The 23,007-nt window shown below is 70.2% G+C and carries 16 protein-coding genes; 10 read left to right on the forward strand and 6 right to left on the reverse strand.

What is annotated here, in order from left to right; genetic code table 11:
• Window positions 1-14 precede the first annotated feature (14 nt).
• Both NIE79_RS01865 and NIE79_RS01870 read left to right on the forward strand, forming a co-directional pair.
• Window positions 15-908, forward strand: coding sequence for an NAD-dependent epimerase/dehydratase family protein (locus NIE79_RS01865; protein WP_238676852.1), 894 nt, complete (start codon window positions 15-17; stop codon window positions 906-908).
• Window positions 909-1,073: 165 nt separating this feature from the next.
• Window positions 1,074-3,020, forward strand: coding sequence for a S8 family peptidase (locus NIE79_RS01870; protein WP_238676853.1), 1,947 nt, complete (start codon window positions 1,074-1,076; stop codon window positions 3,018-3,020).
• Window positions 3,021-3,059: 39 nt separating this feature from the next.
• Here the strand turns inward: NIE79_RS01870 and NIE79_RS01875 are convergent, their stop codons facing one another.
• Window positions 3,060-3,995 carry a hypothetical protein gene (locus NIE79_RS01875; RefSeq protein WP_238676854.1) on the reverse strand — a complete coding sequence of 312 codons (936 nt, stop codon included), beginning with the start codon at window positions 3,993-3,995 and terminating at the stop codon, window positions 3,060-3,062.
• A gap of 52 nt (window positions 3,996-4,047) precedes the next feature.
• Window positions 4,048-5,151, reverse strand: a complete 1,104-nt coding sequence (locus NIE79_RS01880) for a glycoside hydrolase family protein (RefSeq protein WP_238676855.1) — start codon at window positions 5,149-5,151, stop codon at window positions 4,048-4,050.
• Window positions 5,152-5,495: 344 nt separating this feature from the next.
• Between NIE79_RS01880 and NIE79_RS01885 the strand changes: the two genes are divergently transcribed.
• Entirely contained in the window at window positions 5,496-9,092 is a 3,597-nt protein-coding gene (locus NIE79_RS01885) for a family 78 glycoside hydrolase catalytic domain (RefSeq protein ID WP_238676856.1), read from the forward strand.
• A 43-nt stretch (window positions 9,093-9,135) separates the two neighbouring features.
• Here NIE79_RS01885 and NIE79_RS01890 read toward each other — a convergent pair whose 3' ends face one another.
• A complete protein-coding gene (locus tag NIE79_RS01890) occupies window positions 9,136-10,167 on the reverse strand; it encodes a LacI family DNA-binding transcriptional regulator (protein WP_238676857.1) in 1,032 nt (343 codons plus the stop codon).
• A 208-nt stretch (window positions 10,168-10,375) separates the two neighbouring features.
• On the opposite strand from NIE79_RS01890, the gene NIE79_RS01895 reads away from it, so the two are divergent.
• The 7 genes from NIE79_RS01895 (at window position 10,376) to NIE79_RS01925 (ending at window position 19,880) form a co-directional block, all read left to right on the forward strand.
• Entirely contained in the window at window positions 10,376-11,899 is a 1,524-nt protein-coding gene (locus NIE79_RS01895; protein ID WP_238676858.1) for a sugar ABC transporter ATP-binding protein, read from the forward strand.
• Entirely contained in the window at window positions 11,896-12,957 is a 1,062-nt protein-coding gene (locus NIE79_RS01900; protein ID WP_238676859.1) for an ABC transporter permease, read from the forward strand. Before NIE79_RS01895 ends, NIE79_RS01900 begins: the two co-directional genes overlap by 4 nt.
• Window positions 12,947-14,002 (forward strand): ABC transporter permease, encoded by a 1,056-nt coding sequence (locus NIE79_RS01905; RefSeq protein ID WP_238676860.1) that lies wholly within the window; start codon window positions 12,947-12,949, stop codon window positions 14,000-14,002. Before NIE79_RS01900 ends, NIE79_RS01905 begins: the two co-directional genes overlap by 11 nt.
• 37 nt (window positions 14,003-14,039) lie before the next feature.
• On the forward strand, window positions 14,040-15,125 hold the full coding sequence (rhaS, locus tag NIE79_RS01910) for a rhamnose ABC transporter substrate-binding protein (protein ID WP_238676861.1): 1,086 nt from the start codon (window positions 14,040-14,042) through the stop codon (window positions 15,123-15,125).
• Window positions 15,126-15,189: 64 nt separating this feature from the next.
• Window positions 15,190-16,371: an L-rhamnose isomerase gene (rhaI, locus tag NIE79_RS01915; protein WP_238676862.1), complete on the forward strand. Its 1,182-nt coding sequence runs from the start codon at window positions 15,190-15,192 to the stop codon at window positions 16,369-16,371.
• A gap of 39 nt (window positions 16,372-16,410) precedes the next feature.
• Entirely contained in the window at window positions 16,411-18,444 is a 2,034-nt protein-coding gene (locus tag NIE79_RS01920; protein ID WP_238677022.1) for a bifunctional aldolase/short-chain dehydrogenase, read from the forward strand.
• The gene (locus NIE79_RS01925) at window positions 18,444-19,880 is read left to right on the forward strand and encodes a rhamnulokinase (protein WP_238676863.1); all 1,437 of its coding nucleotides are present in this window, start codon (window positions 18,444-18,446) and stop codon (window positions 19,878-19,880) included. The genes NIE79_RS01920 and NIE79_RS01925 overlap by 1 nt, the downstream gene beginning before the upstream one ends.
• Before the next feature lie 42 nt (window positions 19,881-19,922).
• Here NIE79_RS01925 and NIE79_RS01930 read toward each other — a convergent pair whose 3' ends face one another.
• From NIE79_RS01930 to NIE79_RS01940, 3 genes are read right to left on the reverse strand one after another with little or no spacing between them, the layout of a single operon-like run.
• A complete protein-coding gene (locus NIE79_RS01930; protein WP_238676864.1) occupies window positions 19,923-20,765 on the reverse strand; it encodes a carbohydrate ABC transporter permease in 843 nt (280 codons plus the stop codon).
• Entirely contained in the window at window positions 20,755-21,720 is a 966-nt protein-coding gene (locus tag NIE79_RS01935) for a carbohydrate ABC transporter permease (RefSeq protein ID WP_238676865.1), read from the reverse strand. Before NIE79_RS01935 ends, NIE79_RS01930 begins: the two co-directional genes overlap by 11 nt.
• A gap of 10 nt (window positions 21,721-21,730) precedes the next feature.
• Window positions 21,731-23,005, reverse strand: a complete 1,275-nt coding sequence (locus NIE79_RS01940; protein ID WP_238676866.1) for an ABC transporter substrate-binding protein — start codon at window positions 23,003-23,005, stop codon at window positions 21,731-21,733.
• Between the last annotated feature and the right edge of the window lie 2 nt (window positions 23,006-23,007).

A 23,007-nucleotide genomic window follows, 5' to 3' on the forward strand; every position in this document is an offset into this window, starting at 1 on the left:
GAGAAGATGTCAGCATGAGCGATTCCGTACTGCCCGAGCGCGTCGTCGTCACCGGTGCCACCGGCAAACTCGGTCGCGCCGTGGTCGCGCACCTGCGCGCCGTGGGCGTCGACGTCCTGGCGGTCGACCGTGTCGGCGGCCGCGACCCCCGCGACGTGAACGGTGAGTTCCTGCTGGTCGACCTGACCGACTACGGGCAGGTGGTGGAGGCGTTCACCGGGGGCGCCGACGAGCACGCGGGCGGCGTCGACGCGGTCGTGCACCTCGCGGCGATCCCGGCCCCCGGGCTGATGTCGAACGCGACCACGTTCGCGAACAACTCGGCGGCGACGTACAACGTGTTCGCCGCGGCGCGGGCGGCCGGGATCAAGCGGGTGGTGTGGGCGTCGAGCGAGACGGTGCTCGGGCTGCCGTTCGACACCCCACCGCCGTACGCGCCGGTCGACGAGGAGTACGCGCCACGGCCCGAGTCGACGTACTCGTTGAACAAGGCTCTGGAGGAGGAGATGGCCCGGCACTTCTGCCGGTGGGACCCGGAGCTGGTCATGGTGGGGCTGCGCTTCTCCAATGTGATGGACGTCGAGGACTACGCGCCGTTCCCCTCGTTCGACGCCGACCCGCAGCTGCGCCGGTGGAACCTGTGGGGCTACATCGACGCCCGGGACGGGGCCCAGGCGGTCGAGCGCGCGCTCGCGCACGACCAGCCCGGTGCCGACGTCTTCGTCATCGCCAACGCCGACACCGTCATGACCAGGTCCAGCGCCAGCCTGATGGCCGAGGTCTACCCGGGCGTCGAGATCCGTAAGGAGCTGGGTGAGAACGAGACGCTGCTCAGCATCGACAAGGCCCGCCGGGTGCTGGGGTACGAGCCGCAGCACTCATGGCGGAACCACGTCGACCAGACGTAAATCTCACGTGGGAGCTCATAAACAGTTTTGACGTTACGAAACATCGATCATTGTTAACCGGTCTGTCCGCGCTGCCGCGTCTCCTCCTACCTTTCGGCACAGCCCTCCGAATTCGGCGTCACCCGGACGCGAATCGCGGAGTCGGCACCTTGGAGGAGATCACCCGTGTTGCAACGACTCCCAGCCGCTGGCTTCGCGCTCGTCCTGGCGCTGGCCGGAGCCATCGGCGTCGGTGGCCCGGCCCAGGCCGAGCCGACCGGCACCATCACGTACGCGGACGGACCGAACGCGGTGGCCGACCGCTACATCGTCACGCTCAGGTCCACCGCGTTGGCGGCCACCGCCGTCGACAGCAAGGCCCGTGAGCTGACCGGCCGCTTCGGTGGCCAGACCCGACACGTCTACGCGTCGGCCCTGCCCGGCTTCTCGGTGAGCATGTCGGCGAAGCAGGCGCAACGACTGGCCGCGGACCCGTCCGTCGCGTCCGTCGAGCAGGTCCAGCGCATCGGCGTACTGGACACCCAGACCAACCCGCCGAACTGGGGAGACGACCGGATCGACCAGCGCAACCTGCCGTTGAACCAGACCTTCACCTACCCGGCCAACCCGGGCCAGGGGGTCACCGTCTACGTCCTCGACACCGGCATCAACGCCAACCACAACGAGTTCACCGGCCGAGTGCGGCAGGGCACCGACATGGTGGACAACGACAGCACCCCGCAAGACTGCCACGGACACGGCACGCACGTCGCCGGCACCGCAGTGGGCACCACGTACGGAATCGCGAAGAAGGCCGGCGTGGTCGCCGTACGGGTGCTGAACTGCCAGGGCAGCGGCACGAACGACGACCTGATCGCGGGGATCAACTGGGTACGCGCCAACGCGCAGAAGCCGGCGGTCGTCAACTACAGCATCGGCTGCGGCAGCCGGTGCACCAGCCAGGCGATGGACAGCGCCGTCACCAGCCTGATCAGCTCGGGTGTGCAGTTCGTGCAGGCGGCCGGCAACTCCTCGGACGACGCCTGCTACTACAGCCCGCAGGCGGTCACCGCGGCCATCACGGTCGGCAACAGCACCAGCTCCGACGGACGCAACAGCAGCAGCAACTACGGCTCCTGCCTGGACATCTTCGCCCCTGGCACGAGCATCGTCTCGGCCTCCTACTCCAGCAACAACGGCAGCGCCACGATGACCGGCACCTCGATGGCGTCACCGCACACGGCCGGTGCGGCGGCGCTGTACCTGGGAGCGAACCCCAGTGCGACTCCCGCCCAGGTCCGGGCGGCGCTGGTGGACAACGGCACCACCGGCAAGATCACCAGTCCGGGCAGCGGCTCGCCGAACGTCCTGCTCTACACCGGGTTCATCGGTGGCACCGACCCCGGCCCGGGTAGCCCGACGGTGACCAACCCGGGTAGCCGCACCTCGGCTGTCGGCCAGGCCGTCGACGTGCAGGTGCAGGGCAGCGGCGGCACCACCCCGTACACCTGGAGCGCCTCGGGACTGCCGGCCGGCCTCAGCATCGGCGCGTCCACCGGGCGGATCACCGGCAGCGCCACCACGGCGGGCACCTCGAACGTGACGGTTACCGTCACCGACGCGGCGGGCCGGACGGCTCAGGCGACCTTCACCTGGACGGTGACCAGTGGCGGCGGTGGCTGCACGCCCGCGCAGGTCGTCGGCAACCCGGGCTTCGAGAGTGGCACCTCACCGTGGACCGCGACGGCGAACGTGATCGGCAGCTGGTCGCAGTACCCGGCACGCTCCGGCGCCCGTAACGCCTGGCTCAACGGTGGCGGCCAGGTGCAGACCGACACCGTGTCGCAGTCGGTGACGATCCCGGCCGGATGTGCCAACGCGACGCTGCGGTTCTGGATCCGGATCACCACCGCCGAGTACGAGAACCTGGCCTACGACCGGTTGACCGTCACACTCGGCGGCACCACGGTGGCCAGCTACTCGAACCTGGACAGGACCTCCGGGTACGTCGAGAAGGTGATCAACGTCGGCCAGTTCGCCGGGCAGACCGCCGCGCTGAGGTTCAACGGAGTGGAGGACTGGTCGTACCAGACCAGCTTCGTGATCGACGACGTGACGATCAGCGCGAGCTGACAGGCGGTACGGGAACGGGAGTGAGTGGTCATTGGCCGCTCACTCCCACTCCCAGCGCATGCCGACGATCCCCGGCGGGACGTCCGAGGCGATCAGGTGGGCGCCGTGGGTGGACCCGATCCACGCCTCCCACACACCCTGGTCGGGCGCGTGCAGGCCACGTCGCTCGAAGCGGTGACAGCGGGCCGGTACGGCGTCGTGGTCGAACTGCACCTGGAGGACGTACTCACTGACCGGGGTGGAGAACCCGCGGTAGTAGTTGTCGGTCGGCAGCTGCGAGGTGCTGAGGAACTCGTACTCGATCACCACGGTGTCGCCCTGTGCCAGCATCCGGTCGAAGATGATCTCCGCGACGAGCAGACCGGAACCGTGCTCCGAGCGGACCCGGCCGAGCCGGCAGTTGCGGACCGCGTTGATCCGCGTCGAGGCGGTCACGTCGTCGGTGCGGAAGATGCCCACGGTCCGCGAGACCCGGTCGGTGTTGGCCCGGAGCACCTGCCGGCAGGTCAAGCTGATCTCCTGGCGTCGATCGCCCACCACGTAGAGGTCGTGCAGACTGAGCCGGGTCAACTCGTGGTACAGCCACCGGTCGACCTCGGCCACCATCTTGGCGACGCTGGTGCCGTCACTGAAGAGGCGGTCGATCTCGATGGTCCCGGGTGGTTGGCTCAGCCATCGGCCCCGAGGCCGGCGCGGGCCAAGTTGGACGATCAACGACTCGGCCGGCAGCGACAGGATCGCTTCGAGGAGCCGGACGGCTTTGATCGACTCCGGGCGTTCCGGCCGGCTGCGACCGCGTCGCCAGTAACTCAACGTGGTGAGGCTGACGCTGACGCCGGCCGTCGACAGCTTCTCCTGGATCTCCTCCAGCCGCATGCCACGGTCCTCGATGGCGAGGTGGAGGGCCGCCGAGAACGGACCGGTACGCAGCGCGTGCGCCAGGTCCCGACCCAGCTCGGAACGGGCCTTCTCCATGTCGGCTGAGTATGGTCACGTCACCGCCGCCGCGCCAGCGGTGTCGGCGTGCTCAGCGCGCCGCCTGGTAGGCGCGGCCGACGGCGGTCGCCGTGCTGCCGGTGCGAAACAGCCCGGTCTGGTCCTTGTCGGTGGCGGGCAGGCCGAACCACGCGTACCGCTGGAGCCAGGACAGCCCACCCAGCATCCGGGTCGCCGCGGTGAGGAACGCGGCCTGCTGTGCCTGGGTGGGGAAGCGGACGCCGTTGGAGAAGTCGATCAGGGCGAACTCGGTGAGCCAGACCGGCAGCTTGTACCGGTCGTGCACGGCCTGCAGGTACGACCTGAGCTGGTTGACCGCGTTGGCGGTGGTGAAGTCACCGCCGTACCAGTGCAGGGCGATGAAGTCGACGCGGTAGCCGCGCTGCTTCGCCCCGGCCATGAACCGGTCGAGCCATTCGCCCGGCCGGTCGCCGCCCCAGGCCACCGCCGGGCTGCCCAGCGGAAGGCCGGTGGCCTGCAACTGCGGCCACAGCTCCAACGCCTGCTCGACGGTCATCTCCGCCTGACCCTTCAGGTCCGGCTCGTTGAACCCGAGCAGGTAGCGGCCGTTCTGCTTGGCCTGTTGCAGGTTGCTGGCGGTGACGCTCTTCGCCCCCCAGATCATCGGGACGAACTCGGCGCCCTTCGGGCTGGTGACGCCCGAGTGGGCCACGTCCCAGGTGTAGTACCAACTCGCCCCGGAGTTCGCCAGCGCCTGGCTGACGCCGTCGAACTTCCACACCCCGACGCCCTTGCGCTTCGAGGTCGCCACCGGGGCCGCCGGAGCGACCGGACGCCCGGTTGTCGGCTTCGCCGTCGGCGCCGGGGTCGGCGTCGCCCCCGCCGGGCTCGTGGTGGCGGCGGGCGTGGTCGCGCTGGTCGCGCCGGGCTGCGGGCTCGCGGGCGGCGGCGCGTCGAGCGCCTGTGTCGCCGCCGGGGCGGGCGTCGGCCCGGTCGGCTGCACCACGACGATCACACCCGTCACCAGTACGGCGACCACGGCGGCAGCGAGGAGCGGCCACAGCAGCCGCCTCGCGCCGATCGGGAGGCGGCCGAGCAGACCGCGCCGGGGTTCCGCGTGGGCGCCCCGGGTAACCCCTGGTGTGACGGCTCCATCCGGACCGGATCCGCGCATCGTCTCGACTCCTTCATGTGGTCGTACCGCTACCTGTCGTGGGGCTGGCGGAAGATCCGCTACAGCCTCCCCTCAGGAGACTCACCGGTCGCGCCGGGATAACAGTTTCCACCGCTGGTGTCGGTCGTCGATCACCAGACACCCGGCGGGATCGGATTCATGGCTGTCAACGTCTTCTCTTGACCATGACGAGCGCGTAACCTACCTGAAACGATTCATTAATCCGGAGGCCGACCCCTGCCGCCACACCGTGCAGAGAAGGATGAGGGCCAGGAATGATGCGCACGTCGCGGCGTCACGCCGCACTTTCCGCACTTCTCGTGCTGCTGACTGGCCTGACGCCGATGGCGGCACCGTACCCGGCGACCGCCGCGCCGGCCGCCGCAGCGCTGACGGCGACCGACCTGACCGCCGAACGGGCCACCGCGCCGATCGGCCTGGACGTGGCACGACCCCGCCTCGGCTGGCGGATCGACGCCACCACCCGGGGCGTGGTCCAGGAGTCCTACCAGGTGCGTGTCGCCACCAGCACCGACCGCCTCGGCGCCCCCGACGTCTGGGACAGCGGCCGGGTCCGGTCCCGGCAGAGCACCCTCGTCCCGTACGCCGGACCGGCCCTGCTGCCACGGACCCGCTACGCCTGGCAGGTCCAGGTCTGGGACACCACCGGCAACGCCTCCGGGTGGAGCACGCCGACGTTCTGGGAAACCGGCGTGCAGGGTGGCGCCGGCTGGCAGGCCGACTGGATCGGGTCGCCGTCGCCCACCGAATCCTGGACCGACTACACGGTGCAGACGACGGTCCGGCTGGAACGCGACGCGGCCGGGATCTTCCTGCGCGCCCGTGGCGCGGGCAACGCGTACATGTGGCAGTTCTCCATCACCGGCGGCAGCGCCAAGCTGCGCCCGCACGCCCGGGTCAACGGTGCCTGGACAGTGCTCAAGGAGGTGCCGCTCGGCGCTGTCGTACCGGCCGACCGGCTGACCACGCCGCACACGGTGCGCATCACGGCGGCCGGGAACACCATCACCACCTGGGTCGACGGCACCCAGGTCGACGTCACCACCAGCACCGCCCACCAGACCGGCTCGGTCGGCCTGCGGACCAACGGGCTGGAGTCCGGCGTCTTCTCCGACTTCTCGGTGACCAGCGGTGGCCAGACACTCTTCGCGGCTCCGCTCACCGACGGGGTGAACCCGTTCGGGGCCGGCACTGCCACAGCGGCCGGCCTGCGGGTCGGCGGCGACACCGAGGCCATGCTCGTCGCGCTGGATGCGAACCCGTTGCTGCGACGGGGCTTCCGGGTCGACGGCACTGTCGCCCGCGCCCGGATCTACGCCACCGCGCTCGGTGTCTACCAGCTCTCCCTCAACGGCCAGCGGGTCGGCGACCACGAGCTGGCACCTGGCTGGACCGACTACCACAAGCGGGTGCAGTACCAGACGTACGACGTGACCGGCCAACTCCGCCCGGGTGACAATGCCCTCGGCGCCCTGCTCGGCGACGGTTGGTACGCGGGCAGCATCGCCTGGTTCGGCACCGACAACTACGGCTCCCGCCCGCACCTGAGCGCGCAACTGCGCATCGACTACACCGACGGTCGCAGCGCGACGGTCAACACCGACGGAACGTGGCGCGCCACGGCCGGGCCGTTCCTGCAGAGCGACCTGATCCACGGTGAGACCTACGACGCGCGGCGGTTGCCGGCCGGCTGGAACCAGCCCGGCTTCAACGACGCCGGCTGGAAGCCCGCAACCATCGACGACGTCGATGCCACCGACAAGATCGTCGCCCAGGTCGACCCGCCGGTGCGGGTCACGCAGGAGTTGCCGGCCCGGGTGCTGACCCAGCCCACCCCCGGCACCTGGATCTTCGACCTCGGCCAGAACATGGTGGGCAAGGTGCGGCTGAGGGTCAACGGCCCGGCCGGTTCGACGGTCCGAATCCGGCACGCCGAGGTGCTCAACCCGAACGGCACCGCGTACACCGCCAACCTGCGGACGGCCCGGGCCACCGACCTCTACACCCTGCGAGGTGGTGGCGCCGAGGTCTACGAGCCGACCTTCACCTTCCACGGTTTCCGCTACGTCGAGCTGACCGGCTATCCGGGCACCCCCGACCTGTCCTCGGTCACGGGCCTGGTGATGCACACCGACGGGGAGCTGACCAGCGAGTTCCAGACCTCCAACGCCATGGTGAACCGGCTGCACAGCAACATCACCTGGGGGCAGCGCGGCAACTTCCTGTCCATCCCGACCGACACCCCGGCCCGCGACGAGCGACTCGGCTGGACCGGCGACATCAACGTCTTCGCCAACACCGCCACCTTCAACATGGACAGCCTGACGTTCCTCAGCAAGTGGTTGCAGGACCTGCGCGACGCGCAGTCGGCCAACGGCGCGTACCCCGACGTCGCGCCCCGCGCCTGCTGTGGGGACGGCGCGACGGGCTGGGCGGACGCCGGGATCACAGTGCCGTACGCGCTGTGGCAGCGCTACGGCGACACCCGGGTGATCGAGGAGCATTACGCGTCGATGGTGCGGTACGCGTCCTGGCTGGAGAGCACCAGCTCGGGCAACCTGCGGACCAACGCCGGCCCGTACCTCGACTGGCTCAACCTCGACGACCCGACGCCGGCCGGGGTGGTCGGCACCGCCTACTACGCGTACAGCATCCGGCTGCTGGGGAAGCTGGCGGCCGCCATCGGGCGCAACGCCGACGCGACCCGCTACGCCGCGCTGTCCACCGCCATCACCCAGTCGTTCGTCAACACCTACGTCGCGGCCGACGGGACCGTGCAGGGCGACAGCCAGACCGGGTACGTGCTGGCCATCGGCATGGGCCTGCTGACCGACCCGCTGCGGGCCAGGGCCGCCGACCGGCTGGTCGCCAACGTGCAACGGCACGACTGGCACCTCTCCACCGGCTTCCTCGGCACACCGGACCTGCTGCCGGCGCTGAGTGACACCGCGCATCTCGACGTCGCCTACCGGCTGTTGCTCAACGACACCTACCCGTCGTGGGGCTACGAGATCGGCAAGGGCGCGACCACGATCTGGGAGCGCTGGGACTCGATCAAACCCGACGGCAGCTTCGGCGACGTGGGGATGAACTCCTTCAACCACTACGCGTACGGCGCGGTGGGCGACTGGATGTACCGGACCGTCGCGGGCATCCAACCCGACGCCGGCAACCCCGGGTACGCGCACGTCACGTTCGCCCCTCAGCCGGGCGGCAACCTCACCTCGGCCAAGGCGTCGTACCGCTCGGCGTACGGCACGATCGGCAGCGACTGGGACCTCGACGCGCGCGGCGACATGCGGCTGCGCCTCACCCTGCCGGCGAACACCACGGCGACGGTGCGCTTCCCAGCACCCGCGCGCGAGGCGGTCACCGAGGGCGGCCGGCCGGCGGAGCAGGCCGACGGGGTGCGGTTCGTCCGGATGGACGGCGCGGTCGCCGTGTACGAGATCGGGTCCGGTTCCTACTCCTTCGCTGTCGTCCCACCGACGGACGCCTACGACCACGTCGACCTCGGCGTCGCGGCGTCCGAGCAGGCGCACCGCCTCACCGCCTCCACCTACTCGGGCACCAGCACCGAGGCCGGGCTGACCCGCCGCTACACCGATGTGACCCGCCCCGGTGGTTGGTTCGAGTTCGATCTCGCGGTACGGCCCGGTGAACAGTTCGCGCTGCGCTCGGTCGAGACGTACGACGGGCCTCAGCTCAAGGACTACCAGGTGGTCGTGGACGGGGTGGTGGCGCACACCCGCTCGTGGCAGCGCACGGCGGGCGGGCCCGGCACGGTCAGCTACCAGTTCGTCGTCAACCTGCCGGACGCGACCCGCGACGGTGTCGTGCGGGTGCGGTACCAGGACACCGGCACCGGCTACGACCCGTCGATCGCCGACGTCTGGGCGATGCCCGGCCCAGCGGCCTGACCCGCCCGGGCGACCCGCGCCGGCCGGCTCGTGGGTTCGTGGATCAGCGTCGGGTGCGTCGGGGCTGGTCGCTGGATCGGCGGACGACCAGCTCGGGCTGGAACACCACGTGCCGGTGCCGGTGCGTGTCGCCGGAATCGGCCTCCTCCAGCAGCAGCTCCGCCGCGGTGCGTCCGAGCTGGTCACGCGGCTGGCGAACCGACGACAGCGGCACCGCCGCCGCGTCGGCGAACTCGATGTCGTCGTAGCCGACGATGGCCACGTCGGCCGGCACCCGCAGCCCACGCGCTGTCAGTTCCTGGAGTACGCCGAGAGCGAGCAGGTCGTTGGCGCAGAACACGGCGGTGGGGCGCTGCCGGGCTGGTAGGGCCAGCAGTTCCTCGGCGGCACGTCGGCCAGCGGCGACGGTCAGGCTGCCGGTGACCGCCACCCGGAGTTCGGCGGTGCCGCCGCGTTCCTTCAACGCCGCGGCGGCTCCGGCGTGCCGGTCGGCGACCTGGGCGATGGAGACCGGGCCACCGAGGTAGGCGATGCGCTGATGGCCCTGGTCCAGCAGGTGGTCCATGGCGAGTCGGCCACCGAGGACGTCGTCGACCGCCACCGAGCAGCGGTTCGCTCGGCCCGTGCCCCGGTCCACCAGCACCACCGGGATGCCCCGGTCGATGAGCTTGTCCAGGTTGGGCTGGGGGCCGTGACCGACCGGGGTGATGAGGACGCCCCGGACCCGCTGCTCCTCCAGCAACTCCAGGTGACGGCGCTCCCGGGCGCTGTCCTCGCCACTGTTGCAGACGACGAGCATGGCGCCGGACGCCTCGATCACCTGTTCGGCGCCCCGCACGACGTCGGTGAAGAACGGGTTGGCCACGTCCAGCACCACGATGGCGACGGTGCGACTGTGCCCGGCACGGAGTTGACGCGCGGAGTCGTTGCGGACGTAGCCGAGGGTGGTGATGGCGTCGAGCACCCGTTGGCGGGTGGCGGGGGCGACAGTGTCGGGCCGGTTGAGCACGTTGCTCACGGTGCCGAGGGAGACGCCCGCGTGCCGAGCGACCTCCTTGATGTTCGCCGTTGCCATGAACCCCTCGATGCTCGGTGCGGTGGTGGCGGCCCGCGCGGCGGGACGGCACGGCCAGGTCGCTTCGGAAGTCTATAGCGGCTAAAACGTTTCATCCATTCTCCTCGGTGTGGCAACAGGGAAGAAATGACAGTGAAACTCTTGACGCTCTCGAAGACCGGCCCATACGGTCCATGTCGATGCGTGAAACGATTCAGGAGGTGGTCGGATGACCGCCGAAGCACCGGACACGGACCGCGGTCCGCTGCTGGTACTCGACGGCGTGACGAAGTCCTTCGGGGCTGTCGTCGCGCTGCGCGGGGTGCGCCTGGCGCTGCACTCCGGCGAGGCACACGCCCTGGTCGGCGAGAACGGCGCCGGCAAGTCCACACTGGTGAAGATCCTGTCCGGGGCACACGATCCGGACTCCGGCGAGATGACCCTCGACGGGCAGCCGCTGCGCCTTCGTGGCCCCGGTGACGCCCGGGCCGCCGGCATCGCCGTCATCTACCAGGAACCGACGCTCTTCCCGGACCTGTCGGTGGCGGAGAACATCTTCATGGGCCGGCAACCGCTTCGCCGTCTGCGCCGCATCGACACCGCGGCGATGAACCGCGACGCGGCGACACTCTTCCAACGGTTGGGCGTCCGGATCGACCCGACTCGCCCCGCTCGCGGGCTCTCGATCGCCGACCAGCAACTCGTCGAGATCGCCAAGGCGATCTCCTTCGACGCCCGGGTCCTGGTCATGGACGAGCCGACTGCCGCGCTGTCCGGTGTGGAGGTCGAACGACTGTTCGCGGTCACCCGGTCGCTCTGCGAGCGCGGAGCCGCGGTGCTGTTCATCTCGCACCGGTTCGACGAGGTGTTCGACCTGTGCCACCGCATCACAGTGCTCCGGGACGGCGCCTGGGTATCCAGCGACCCCGCCGCGGACCTCACCGTCGACGAGGTGGTGCGGCGCATGGTCGGTCGGGACGTCTCCTCGCTCTACCCGAAGCAGGACGCCGACCTGCGCGACACGCTGTTCGAAGTCCGTGGGCTGACCCGGGCCGGAGTCTTCGCCGACGTGTCGTTCTCCGTCCGCGGTGGGGAGATCGTCGCGCTCGCCGGGCTGGTCGGGGCCGGGCGCAGCGAGGTCGCCCGCGCCATCTTCGGCGTCGACCGGTACGACACGGGTGAGGTGCTGGTGGCCGGCCGGGCCGTCCCGGCCGGGAACCCGGGCCGGGCGATCGCCGCCGGTATGGCGCTGGTCCCCGAGGACCGTCGACAGCAGGGCCTGGTGATGGAGTTGTCGGTGGAGCGCAACGCCACCCTGGCCCGCCGCCGGGCACTGAGCCGGATGGGCCTCCTGCTCGGGGGCGCCGAGCGCTCCGAGGCCCACCGCTGGACACGGCGGCTACAGGTGAAGGGCGCCCGGCTCGGGGCACCCGTGGCGACCCTCTCCGGAGGCAACCAGCAGAAGGTCGTGCTCGCCAAGTGGCTGGCCACCGAACCACGGGTCCTGATCATCGACGAACCCACCCGTGGCATCGACGTCGGGACCAAGTCCGAGGTGCACCGCCTGCTCTCCGAGTTGGCCGGCGAGGGGCTGGCCATCCTGATGATCAGCAGTGAACTGCCCGAGGTGCTCGGCATGGCCGACCGGGTTCTCGTCATGCACGAGGGCCGACTGGTCCGCGAGCTGTCCCGGGCCGAGGCGGACGAAACCTCCATCATGTTCGCCGCCACCGGTCAGGGAGCGACCGCATGAGCCGCACCGGCGCTGTCGCGCCCGACCAGACCGCCGAACACGCCCCGACCGATCCCGGCCAGCAGCGCCGTGGCCTCACCGAGCGGCTGCTGGCCGTACGCGAGCTGAGCCTGCTGATCGCGCTCGGCCTGCTGGTTCTGGTCACGACCCTGCGCAACGACAGGTTCCTGAGCGGCCAGAGCGTCAAGGACCTCCTGCTGGGCTGCGCGATCCTGGTGATCCTGGCGGTCGGTCAGACAGTGGTCATCGTCACCCGCAACGTCGACCTCTCCGTCGGCTCGATCCTGGGCCTGGTCGCCTTCGCAACCGGCACGCTGTTCGTCTCCGCCCCCGGCACCCCGTGGCCGGTGGCGTTCGTCCTCGGCGTCGCGTTGGGCGCGCTGTGCGGGGTTGTCAACGGCGGCCTGATCGCGGTGGCCCGGGTGCCCGCCCTGGTCATCACCCTCGGCACCCTCTACGTCTTCCGGGGCGTCGACTACTACTGGGCGTCCGGCCGGCAGATCAACGCCGCCGACATGCCACAGTCGTTCCTGCGGTTGGGCAACCAGACGGTGTTCGGCGTACCCGTGCTCTTCCTCGTCGCGCTGGTCGTCGTCGCCGCCGTCGGCTTCTACCTGCGCTCCTACCGCAGCGGCCGGGAGCTGTACGCGATCGGCTCCGAACCGGCCGCCGCCCGGCTCTCCGGCATCCCGGTGGGCCGGCGGGTCTTCGCCGTCTTCGTGGCCAGTGGCGCGCTCGCCGGCCTCGCCGGCGTCCTGTACGCGGCCCGGTTCGGCACCCTCGACGCGGCCGCCGGCACCGGCCTGGAACTCCAGGTCGTCGCCGCGGCCGTGGTCGGCGGAGTGGCGATCTTCGGCGGCAGCGGCAGCGCCTACGGCGCGGCGCTCGGCGCCGTGCTGCTGACCACGATCGGCAGCTCGCTCGCCGTTCTGCGCATCGACCCGTTCTGGCAGCAGGCCGTGGTCGGCGCACTCATCCTCGCCGCCATCGGGCTGGACCGGCTCGTGGCCCTGCGGGTGGCGGCCCGGCTCCGAGGGAGAAGCGCCCATGGCGCATGACAGCCTGTACGCGGCACCGCCCACCGCCGAGGCCGAGCCCGGCGCGGGCCGCATCGCCAGCCTTCGCGGGCTGCTCGGTTCCTGGGACGCGGTGATCGTCGTCGCCCTCGTGGTGGTCGTGCTGCTTGCCGGCCTGACCGTGGAGAACTTCGCCACCGGTCGCAACGCCCAGTTCCTGCTGCTCGATCTGATGCCGCTGGCGCTCATCGCGCTACCGATGACCCTGATCGTGATCACCGGCGAGATCGACCTCTCCGTCGCCAGCATGGTGGGCCTGAGCAGCACCCTGATGGGCCAGCTCTGGCTCTCCAGCGGCTTGTCCCTGGAGTTGATCTGCGTCCTCGTGGTGCTGCTCGGCGCCGTGCTCGGCGCGGTGAACGGCCTCTTCGTCACCGGCTTCGGTCTGCCGTCGCTGGCGGTGACCATCGGCACGCTCGCCCTCTACCGCGGGCTGTCGTTCGTCGTGCTCGGCGACCAGGCCGTCGCGGACTTCCCAGCCGACTGGACGGCCGCCGTCGTGCGCAACATCCCCGGCACCTCCGTTCCGGTAGTGGTCGTGCCGCTGCTGCTGCTCGCGGTGGTCTTCGCTGTCGTGCTGCACGCCACACCGGCCGGCCGGGCCCTCTACGCCATGGGCAACAACGACCAGGCCGCCACGTTCACCGGCGTCTCGGTCGCCCGGACGAAGTTCTGGCTCTTCGTGGTCTCGGGTGCTGTCTGCGGGCTGGTCGGCATCTTCTGGACCCTGCGCTATGCCAGCGCCCGTGGCGACAACGCCACCGGCCTGGAGCTGACAGTGGTGACCGCCGTCCTGCTCGGCGGTGTGTCGATCTTCGGCGGCCGGGGTGCCCTGGTCGGTGTGCTGGCCGGCGTCCTGCTCCTCGGAGTCCTGCGCAACGCGCTGCAACTCGCCGACGTCGACGCCAACGCGCTGACGATCGTCACCGGCACCCTGCTCGTCGCATCCGTCGTACTGCCCAACGCCGTCGCGGACGTCCGCGCCCGGCTGCACCGTCGACGACAGCGGCAGCCCGCCGCGTCGTGACGTCCCCCGCGCACCAACCACCCCCGGAAGGATGACGATGTCCGCGTACCGCAGAGGGCTCCGCGTCGGGGCCACCGGCCTCACTATCGCCGCACTGCTGTTGAGCGCCACGGCCTGTGGCGGCACCACCCGGGACGACACCGACAACGACGCCGGCGCCGGCAACCAGGCGAGCGGCGCCGCCAACCCGAACGCCGCTCTCCGGGAAGGTCTCAAGATCGCCTTCCTGCCGAAGCAGCTCAACAACCCGTACTTCACGGTCTCGGACAACGGCGGCAAGGACGCGGTCACCGAGATCAAGGGTGAGTTCAAGGAGGTCGGCCCCTCCGAGGCCAGCGCCTCGTCCCAGGTCAGCTACATCAACACCCTGTCTCAGCAGGGCATGGACGTGATCGTCACCTCGGCCAACGACCCGAACGCGATCTGCGGGGCGCTGAACCAGGCGAAGGCGGCCGGCGCGAAGATCGTCACCTTCGACTCGGACACCAAACCCGAGTGCCGCCAGGTCTTCGTCAACCAGGTCACCGCCGAGGGCATCGCGGAGAACCAGGTCAAACTCATCTCGGAGCAGATCGGCGGTGCCGGCGAGGTCGCGATCCTCTCCGCCACCGCCAACGCGACCAACCAGAACGCCTGGATCGCGTTGATGAAGACCGAGCTGGCGAAGCCCGAGTACAGCAAGATCAAGCTGGTCACCGTGGCGTACGGCAACGACGACGATCAGAAGTCCTTCCAGGAGACCCAGGGTCTGCTGCAGTCGTACCCGAACCTCAAGGGCATCATCTCGCCCACCACCGTCGGTGTCGCCGCCGCCGCCCGTTACCTCAGCGGGTCGCAGTACAAGGGCAAGGTCAAGCTGACCGGCCTGGGCACCCCGAACCAGATGCGCCAGTACGTCAAGGACGGCACCGTCGACGCGTTCGCCCTGTGGAGCCCGGCCGACCTCGGCTACCTCGCCGCGTACGCCGGTGCGGCCCTGGCCTCCGGCCAGATCACCGGCGCCGAGGGCGACAAGTTCAAGGCCGGCAAGCTCGGCGAGTTCACCGTCGCGAAGGACGGGGTGGTCATCCTCGGGCCGCCCACCGTGTTCGACAAGAACAACATCGACCAGTTCCAGTTCTGAGCGCCCTTCCGGTCGGTGCCGGCGCACGCCGTGCACCGACCGGAGAGCCGACGGGAGAGACACCATGACGCTGCCCGACACGCAGACCCTCGAACGGGTCAAGCAGGCTCTGCGGTCCCAGCGGATCGAGACGCCATCCTGGGCGTACGCCAACTCCGGAACCCGGTTCAAGGTCTTCCCGCAGGAGGGGGTGCCGCGTCATCCGTACGAGAAGGTTGCCGACGCGGCGGTCGTACACCAGCTCACCGGCATCGCACCGACCGTGGCGCTGCACATTCCGTGGGACCGTGTCGACGACTACGCCGACCTGGCCGCGTTCGCCAGAGATCAGGGCGTCGGTCTGGGTGCGATAAACGCCAACGTGTTCCAGGACAACGACTACAAGCTGGGCAGCGTCACCAACCCGGATCCGGGGGTACGCCGCAAGGCCATCGACCACCTGCTCGAATGTGTGGACATCATGGACCGCACCGGCTCCCGCGACCTGAAGCTCTGGTTCTCCGACGGCACCAACTACCCGGGCCAGGACGACATCCGCGCCCGGCAGGACCGGCTCGCTGTGGCACTACGCGAGACCTACGACCAGCTCGGCGACGACCAGCGGCTCCTGCTGGAGTACAAGCTGTTCGAGCCGGCGTTCTACGCCACCGACGTGCCGGACTGGGGCACCGCGTACGCGCACTGTCTGGAGCTGGGTCCGAAGGCGCAGGTGGTCATCGACACCGGCCACCACGCCCCGGGTACGAACATCGAGTTCATCGTGGCGTTCCTGTTGCGCGTCGGAAAGCTCGGCGCGTTCGACTTCAATTCGCGCTTCTACGCCGACGACGATCTGATGGTCGGCTCGGCGGACCCGTTCCAGCTGTTCCGGATCATGTACGAGATCGTCCGTGGCGACGCACTGGCACCGGAGGCCGGTATCGCGTTCATGCTCGACCAGTGCCACAACATCGAGGCGAAGATCCCCGCCATCATCCGCTCGGTGCTCAACGTGCAGGAGGCCACGGCGAAGGCGCTGCTCGTCGACGCGGGCGCGCTGGCCGCCGCACAGCGCGGCGGTGACGTGCTCGCCGCCAACGCCGTGCTGATGGACGCGTACAACACCGACGTCCGGCCGCTGCTCGCCGACCTGCGCGCGGAGTCGGGCCTGGATCCGGACCCGATGGCCGCGTACGCCCGCTCCGGCTACTTCGACAGGATCCGCGCCGAACGCGCCGACGGCCAGCAGGCCGGCTGGGGCGCCTGACCGGCATACACAGATTCGCAGACTGGGGACGTGAGGACGATGCAATCCGAGGTTCAGGCGCTGATCGCGCGCAGCAACCGGCTCGGCGCTGACCCGACCACGACGAACTACGCCGGGGGCAACACCTCTGCCAAGGGCGCGGCCACCGACCCGGTCACCGGCGCTCCGGTCGACCTGCTCTGGGTCAAGGGCTCCGGTGGTGATCTCGGCACGCTCACTCCGTCCGGGTTGGCCGCGCTGCGGCTGGACCGACTCCGCGCACTCGTCGACGTCTACCCCGGCGTGGAGCGGGAAGACGAGATGGTCGCCGCCTTCGACTACTGCCTGCACGGCCGGGGCGGCGCCGCGCCGTCCATCGACACCGCCATGCACGGCCTCGTCGACGCCGCGCACGTCGACCACCTGCACCCCGACGCCGGGATCGCGATCGCCGCCGCCGCGGACGGGCCGGAGCTGACCAAGGAGATCTTCGGCGACCGGGTGTTGTGGGTCCCCTGGCGGCGCCCCGGCTTCCAACTCGGCCTCGACATCGCCGCGGTGGCGCGGGCCAACCCGCGCGCCGTCGGTGTGATCCTCGGCGGGCACGGCATCACGGCCTGGGGCGCGACCAGCGACGAGTGCGAACGCAACTCCCTGGAGATGATCCGGGACGCACAGGCGTTCCTCGACCAGCGGGGTCGGGCCGAACCGCTCGGCGCGGTCATCGACGGCTATGAGCCGCTGCCACCGGACCAACGTCGGCGTCGGGCGGCGGCGCTGTTCCCGGTGCTGCGGGGTCTGGCGTCCACCGACCGGTCGCAGGTGGGCCACTTCGACGACAGTGACGTGGTGCTCGACTTCGTCGCGCGGGAGAAGCACGGCGCGCTTGCGGCCCTCGGCACCTCCTGCCCGGACCACTTCCTGCGGACCAAGGTCCGTCCGATGGTGCTCGACCTGCCGCCCACCGCGCCGGTCGAGGCCGTGCTCGCCCGACTCACCGATCTGCACGCCGCCTACCGTGACGACTACCGCGCCTACTACGAGCGGCACGCCGGCCCGGACAGCCCGGCGATGCGTGGTGCCGATCCGGCGATCGTGCTGGTGCCGGGCGTGGGCATGTTCAGCTTCGGCGCCACCAAGCAGACCGCCCGGGTCGCCGGTGAGTTCTACGTCAACGCCATCAACGTGATGCGCGGCGCGGAGTCCGTGTCGCGCTACGCGCCGATCGACGAGGCCGAGAAGTTCCGGATCGAGTACTGGGCGCTGGAGGAGGCGAAGCTTCAGCGGATGCCGAAGCCCAAGGCCCTCGCCACGCGGGTCGCGTTCGTCACCGGCGGTGGCTCCGGCATCGGTCGGGCCATCGCCCACCGGCTCGCCGCGGAGGGCGCGTGTGTCGTGGTCGCCGACCGTGACGCACAGGCTGCCGCCGCCGTTGCCGCGGAGATCGGCAGCGCCGACGTGGCGGTCGCCGTCACGGTCGACGTCAGCGACGGTACTGCCGTCGCGGATGCCCTGCGCGACGCGGTGCTCGCCTTCGGCGGGGTGGACCTGATCGTGAACAATGCCGGGCTGTCGCTGTCCAGGTCGCTGCTGGAGACGACCGAGGCGGACTGGGACGTCCAGCACGACGTGATGGCCAAAGGTTCCTTCCTCGTTTCGCGGGAGGCGGCGCGCGTGCTGCTGGCGCAGGGCATGGGCGGGGACATCGTCTACATCTCCAGCAAGAACTCGCTGTTCGCCGGCCCGAACAACGTGGCGTACGGCGCGGCCAAGGCCGACCAGGCGCACCAGGTCCGCCTGCTCGCCGCCGAACTCGGCGGCCACGGCATCCGGGTCAACGGAGTCAACCCGGACGGGGTGGTCCGCGGCTCCGGCATCTTCGCCGGGGGCTGGGGTGCGCAGCGGGCCGCCGTCTACGGCGTGCCGGAGGAGAAACTGGGCGAGTTCTACGCCCAGCGCACGCTGCTCAAGCGCGAGGTGCTGCCCGAGCACGTCGCCAACGCCGTCTTCGTGCTCACCGGCGGCGAGCTGTCGCACACCACCGGCCTGCACATCCCGGTGGACGCCGGGGTCGCCGCGGCCTTCCTCCGCTGATGACCGCCGTGCGACTGGCCGCCGTGGACGTGGGCGCGTCCAGCGGCCGGGTCATGCTCGCACGCGTCGGACCAGAGACGCTGGAGCTGGCCGAGGCGCATCGGTTCCGCAACGAACCGGTGCGGGCGGCGGGCACCCTGCACTGGGACGTCCTGGCGCTCTACCGGGGTGTCCTGGAGGGACTGCGCGCCGCCGGTCCCGTCGCCGGTCTCGGCATCGACACCTGGGCGGTGGACTACGGGTTGCTCGACGCCACCGGCGCTCTGCTCGGCAACCCGGTGCACTACCGCGACGGGCGTACCGAGGGCGTCGGCGACCGGGTGGCGGAGCAGCTCGGGCCGGCGCGGCTGTATGCCACGACCGGGCTGCAACACCTGCCGTTCAACACCCTTTACCAGCTCGTCGCCGCCGCCGGAACGCCTCAGCTGGAGGCCGCGCACCGGCTGCTGCTGATCCCGGACCTCATCGCGTACTGGCTCAGCGGTGTGATCGGCGCCGAGGTCACCAACGCCTCCACCACCCAGCTGTACGACCTGCGTCGCCGCGCCTGGGCCACCGACCTGATGGCCGACGCGGGGATCCGCGGCGAGCTGTTCCCGCCGCTGCGCGAGCCGGGCACCCGGATCGGTCCCGTGCTGCCCACGCTCGGGCTGCCCGGAACTCCCGAGGTGGTGGCGGTGGGATCGCACGACACGGCCTCTGCAGTGGTGGGAGTGCCGGCGGTGGGTGAGCACTTCGCCTACATCTCCTGCGGCACCTGGTCGCTGGTCGGCGTCGAGCTGGACGCCCCGGTGCTCACCGAGGCGAGCCGGCGGGCCAACTTCACAAACGAGTCCGGCGTCGACGGCACGTTCCGCTACCTCCGTAACGTGATGGGCCTCTGGCCACTTCAGGAGTCGATGCGTACCTGGGGCACCACGGACCTGCCCGCCCTGCTCCGTGAGGCGACCGACGAGCCGGCCTTCCGATCTGTGGTGGACCCGGACGATCCCACCTTCCTGCCACCCGGCGACCTGCCCGCCCGCATCGCCGAGGCCTGTCGGCGTACCGGCGAACCGGTGCCGGTGCACCCGGCGGCGACCGTCCGCTGCATCCTGGACAGCCTCGCGTTGGCGCACCGGCGCGCCGTCCAGCAAGCGCAGCAGCTCTCCGGTCGGCACGTCGACGCGGTGCACGTCGTCGGCGGCGGTGCCCGCAACGACCTGCTCTGTCAGCTCACCGCCGACGCCTGCGGCCTGCCGGTGCTCGCCGGGCCGGTCGAGGCGACCGCCCTGGGCAACGCCCTGGTGCAGGCCCGGGCCCTCGACGCGATCGGCGGTGGCCTGGCCGAGCTGCGGTCCGTGCTGCGCGCCACGCAACAGATCGTGCGGTACGAGCCACGCGCCGACGCGGCGGCGTGGCGGGCCGCCGCCCGACGTCTCGGTTGGGAGGACTGAGCGGGCGGCCGATCCCGGGTTCAGCACGCGCCGGCCGACAGGTCAGCCCTTCAGGCCGGTGTGGGCGAGACCCTCGATGAACTGCCGCTGCGCGATGACGAACACGACAAGGACGGGCAGCGCCGTCATCGAGGCCGCCGAGAGTTGGACGTCCCACATCGGGCCGCCGTACGCGTCGACGAACTGGGTCAGCGCCTGCGGCAGTGTGAACTTCTCCGGGGTGGACAGGAAGACGATCGGCTCCAGGTAGAGGTTCCAGCTGTGCAGGAAGGTGAAGATCGCCACCGCGCCGAGGGCCGGACGGGCCAGCGGCAGCGCGATCCGCCAGAAGGTCGCCAGCCGGCCCAGCCCGTCCACCCGTGCGGCCTCCTCCAACTCGCCGGGCAGGGTGATGAAGAACTGCCGCATGATGAAGGTGGCCAGCACACTGGGCGCGCCGAGCGTCGGCACCAGGATCAGCGGCCAGTGGGTGTCGATCAGCCCGACCGAGTTGAACATCTGAAACAGCGGCACGATGGTCACCTCGCTCGGGATCAGCAGGCCCACCAGCACCACCAGGAAGAGCGCGTGCTGACCACGGAACCGGATCCGGGCGAACGCGTAGCCGGCCAGCGACGAGACGGCGAGGGTGCCGACGGTGACCACCGCGGCGATGTACGCGCTGTTGAGGTACTGCTGGGCGAACGGTTGCAGCTCGAACACCCGCCGGTACGCCGAGAAGCTCAGCTCGGTGGGGATCAGCGACGGGGGGAAGGCGAAGATGTCGCTGACCGGCTTGAACGACGAGGTGACCATCCACCAGGTCGGGAAGACGAACGGGATCGCCAGCAGGCAGATCAGCCCATAGATCCCCACCCGGGCCCGCAAGGGCAGCCTATTGTTCATGGAAGACCCACTTCCTGCGCATCCGCCACTGCACGACGGTCAGCGTCAACACGATCAGGAACAGCAGCACCGACAGTGTCGAGCCGTACCCGAACTGGTGGAACTGGAAGGCCTGCTGGTAGAGGTAGTAGACGAGCACCGTGGTCGAGGTGCCCGGCCCGCCCTGGGTGAGCACGGCGATCTGGGCGAAGACCTGTAGTGCGCCGACCACGGTGATGATCGAGGTCAACAGAATGGTCGGGCTGATCAGCGGCACGGTGATCCGGCGGAACTGGGTCCACCGGCTCGCCCCCTCGACCCGGGCCGCCTCATACAGCTCGGCGGGGACGCCCTGCAACGCGGCGAGGAACAGCACCATGTTGAGGCCGACGTTCTTGACCACCTGGACGACGATCACCGACAGCAGCGCGGTCCATTCGCCGCGCAGCCAGTTCGGGCCGTCCAGGCCAACCGCTCCGGCCACCCCGTTGACGCCGCCGTTGTCCTGGAGCAGGAAGCCCCAGACGATCGTCCAGGCGACCAGCGAGACCACCACCGGCGAGAAGAACAGCGTCCGGAACACCACTGTGCCGCGCAGCCGCTGGTTGAGCAGGACGGCGAGCAGCAGGGCCAGGGCGAGGTTGAACACGACCAGGCCGACGGAGAAGAACAGCGTGCTCCGGAGCACGCCCGGCAGCTTCGGGTCGTCGACCAGTTCGCGGTAGTTGTCAGTGCCCACGAAGTCGAAGGTGTCCGCGAGCACGTTCCACTCGTGCAGGCTGTACCAGACCACCAAGCCGAGCGGCAGCAGCACGAAGAGGGCCGTACCCACCAGTTGTGGGGTCACGAAGAGCAGGCCGGCCAACTGGTCACGTCGACGACTGGTCCACCATCCGCGTCGCGGCGACGCTGCCGTGCCGCCCGGGGCGGGTCGGGGCGCAGCCCGACCCGCCCCGTTGTCCATCAGGACCGGCATCGCTGATCCCCTACTTCGCCAACAGCGGGTTGATCGCCGAGCAGACCCCGTCGAGCACGCCCCGCACGTCCGCGTCGGCCTTCCACATCGGGTCCAGCGCCGACCGCACGGCCTGGCTCAACTCGGCCTGCCCGGTGTGGTTCGGCTTCACCACCCCGTTGGCGATTCCGTCGATCACCACGCGCTGCAACTGCTCCGGCTTGAGCAGGGGATTGGTCTTGGCCAGCGTCGCCGCGGTGAGCAGCGGGGTACGCGGCGGCGGGAAGAACTGCGCCAGCTTGGCGGAGTTGGCGGGATTGGTGAGGAAGGCCAGGAAGTCCGCGGCGACGTCGGCGTGCTTGCCCTTCTTCAACACACCCATGCCACCCTGACCGATCACCGAGTAGCCACCCTTCGGGCCGGCCGGCAGCGGTACCAGGTCCCAGCCGAACTTCTGCTTCTCCAGCAGCGAGGCCCGGGAGATCTGGGTGATTGTCATGCCGGCCTCGCCGGCGAAGAAGTCGGCGGCGGTACCCGGGCCGGGCAGCGCCTTCGCGGTGAAGATCGCCTGGTGCAGGAAGGTCATCGCGTCGACCATCTCGGTGGCGTTGAAGCCGCAGGTCTTGCCGTCCGCGCTCCACGCCTGGGCGCCCCAGCCGGTCCAGATGGTGGAGAGGTTGTCCCAGCCCTTGTAGTCGAAGTCCCGGACCACCAGGCCCGCCTTGCCCGTCCGGGCGGACACCGCCGAAGCGGTGGTCACGGCGTTCTCCCAGGTCCAGGCGTTGGCGGCGATCAGCTCGGCCGGGCTCTTCGCGCCAGCGGCCTTGACCAGGTCCGTGTTGACGAAGATGCCGAACGGTGAGGTGGAGAACGGGTAGCCGTACAGCTTGCCGTCGGCCTGCCACAGCTTCGTCGCGGCCGGCGCCAGCTCGTCGAAGGCGTACCCGTCGGTCTTGCGCAGGGTCTCGTCCAGCGGGAGCAGCGCGCCCGAGGAGACGAAGTCGGGAGCCGCGTTCTCCAGGACCCAGGCCAGGTCGGGCGGGTTTCCGCCGGCGATCTGGGTGGTCAAGGTGGTGGTGTAGCTCTCGAACGGGATCGGGTCGAAGGTGATCTTTGCGACGTTGGGGTGGCTGCTCTGGTACTCCGCCGCGATCTCGTTGAACAGCTTGAGGTGCGCCTCGTTCGCCGACCAGGTGGTCATCCGCAGCGAGACCGGGCCGTCGGAGCCGGCGCTGTCGCCGCCGCCGCACGCGCTCAGGCCGAGCATCGCGGCGAGCGCGACGACGGCCGTCAACCGTTTCCTCATCA

It is taken from the genome of Micromonospora trifolii, assembly GCF_022229005.1.
Lineage (GTDB): Bacteria > Actinomycetota > Actinomycetes > Mycobacteriales > Micromonosporaceae > Micromonospora > Micromonospora trifolii.

Excerpts from the sequence above, each read along its gene's own strand:
- NIE79_RS01865 (WP_238676852.1), top strand. The coding sequence starts at position 15 with ATGAGCGATTCCGTACTGCCCGAGCGCGTCGTCGTCACCGGTGCCACC.
- NIE79_RS01875 (WP_238676854.1), bottom strand. The coding sequence starts at position 3,995 with ATGGAGAAGGCCCGTTCCGAGCTGGGTCGGGACCTGGCGCACGCGCTG.
- NIE79_RS01880 (WP_238676855.1), bottom strand. The coding sequence starts at position 5,151 with ATGCGCGGATCCGGTCCGGATGGAGCCGTCACACCAGGGGTTACCCGG.
- NIE79_RS01885 (WP_238676856.1), top strand. The coding sequence starts at position 5,496 with ATGGCGGCACCGTACCCGGCGACCGCCGCGCCGGCCGCCGCAGCGCTG.
- NIE79_RS01890 (WP_238676857.1), bottom strand. The coding sequence starts at position 10,167 with ATGGCAACGGCGAACATCAAGGAGGTCGCTCGGCACGCGGGCGTCTCC.
- NIE79_RS01895 (WP_238676858.1), top strand. The coding sequence starts at position 10,376 with ATGACCGCCGAAGCACCGGACACGGACCGCGGTCCGCTGCTGGTACTC.
- NIE79_RS01900 (WP_238676859.1), top strand. The coding sequence starts at position 11,896 with ATGAGCCGCACCGGCGCTGTCGCGCCCGACCAGACCGCCGAACACGCC.
- NIE79_RS01905 (WP_238676860.1), top strand. The coding sequence starts at position 12,947 with ATGGCGCATGACAGCCTGTACGCGGCACCGCCCACCGCCGAGGCCGAG.
- rhaS (WP_238676861.1), top strand. The coding sequence starts at position 14,040 with ATGTCCGCGTACCGCAGAGGGCTCCGCGTCGGGGCCACCGGCCTCACT.
- rhaI (WP_238676862.1), top strand. The coding sequence starts at position 15,190 with ATGACGCTGCCCGACACGCAGACCCTCGAACGGGTCAAGCAGGCTCTG.
- NIE79_RS01920 (WP_238677022.1), top strand. The coding sequence starts at position 16,411 with ATGCAATCCGAGGTTCAGGCGCTGATCGCGCGCAGCAACCGGCTCGGC.
- NIE79_RS01925 (WP_238676863.1), top strand. The coding sequence starts at position 18,444 with ATGACCGCCGTGCGACTGGCCGCCGTGGACGTGGGCGCGTCCAGCGGC.
- NIE79_RS01930 (WP_238676864.1), bottom strand. The coding sequence starts at position 20,765 with ATGAACAATAGGCTGCCCTTGCGGGCCCGGGTGGGGATCTATGGGCTG.
- NIE79_RS01935 (WP_238676865.1), bottom strand. The coding sequence starts at position 21,720 with ATGCCGGTCCTGATGGACAACGGGGCGGGTCGGGCTGCGCCCCGACCC.
- NIE79_RS01940 (WP_238676866.1), bottom strand. The coding sequence starts at position 23,005 with ATGAGGAAACGGTTGACGGCCGTCGTCGCGCTCGCCGCGATGCTCGGC.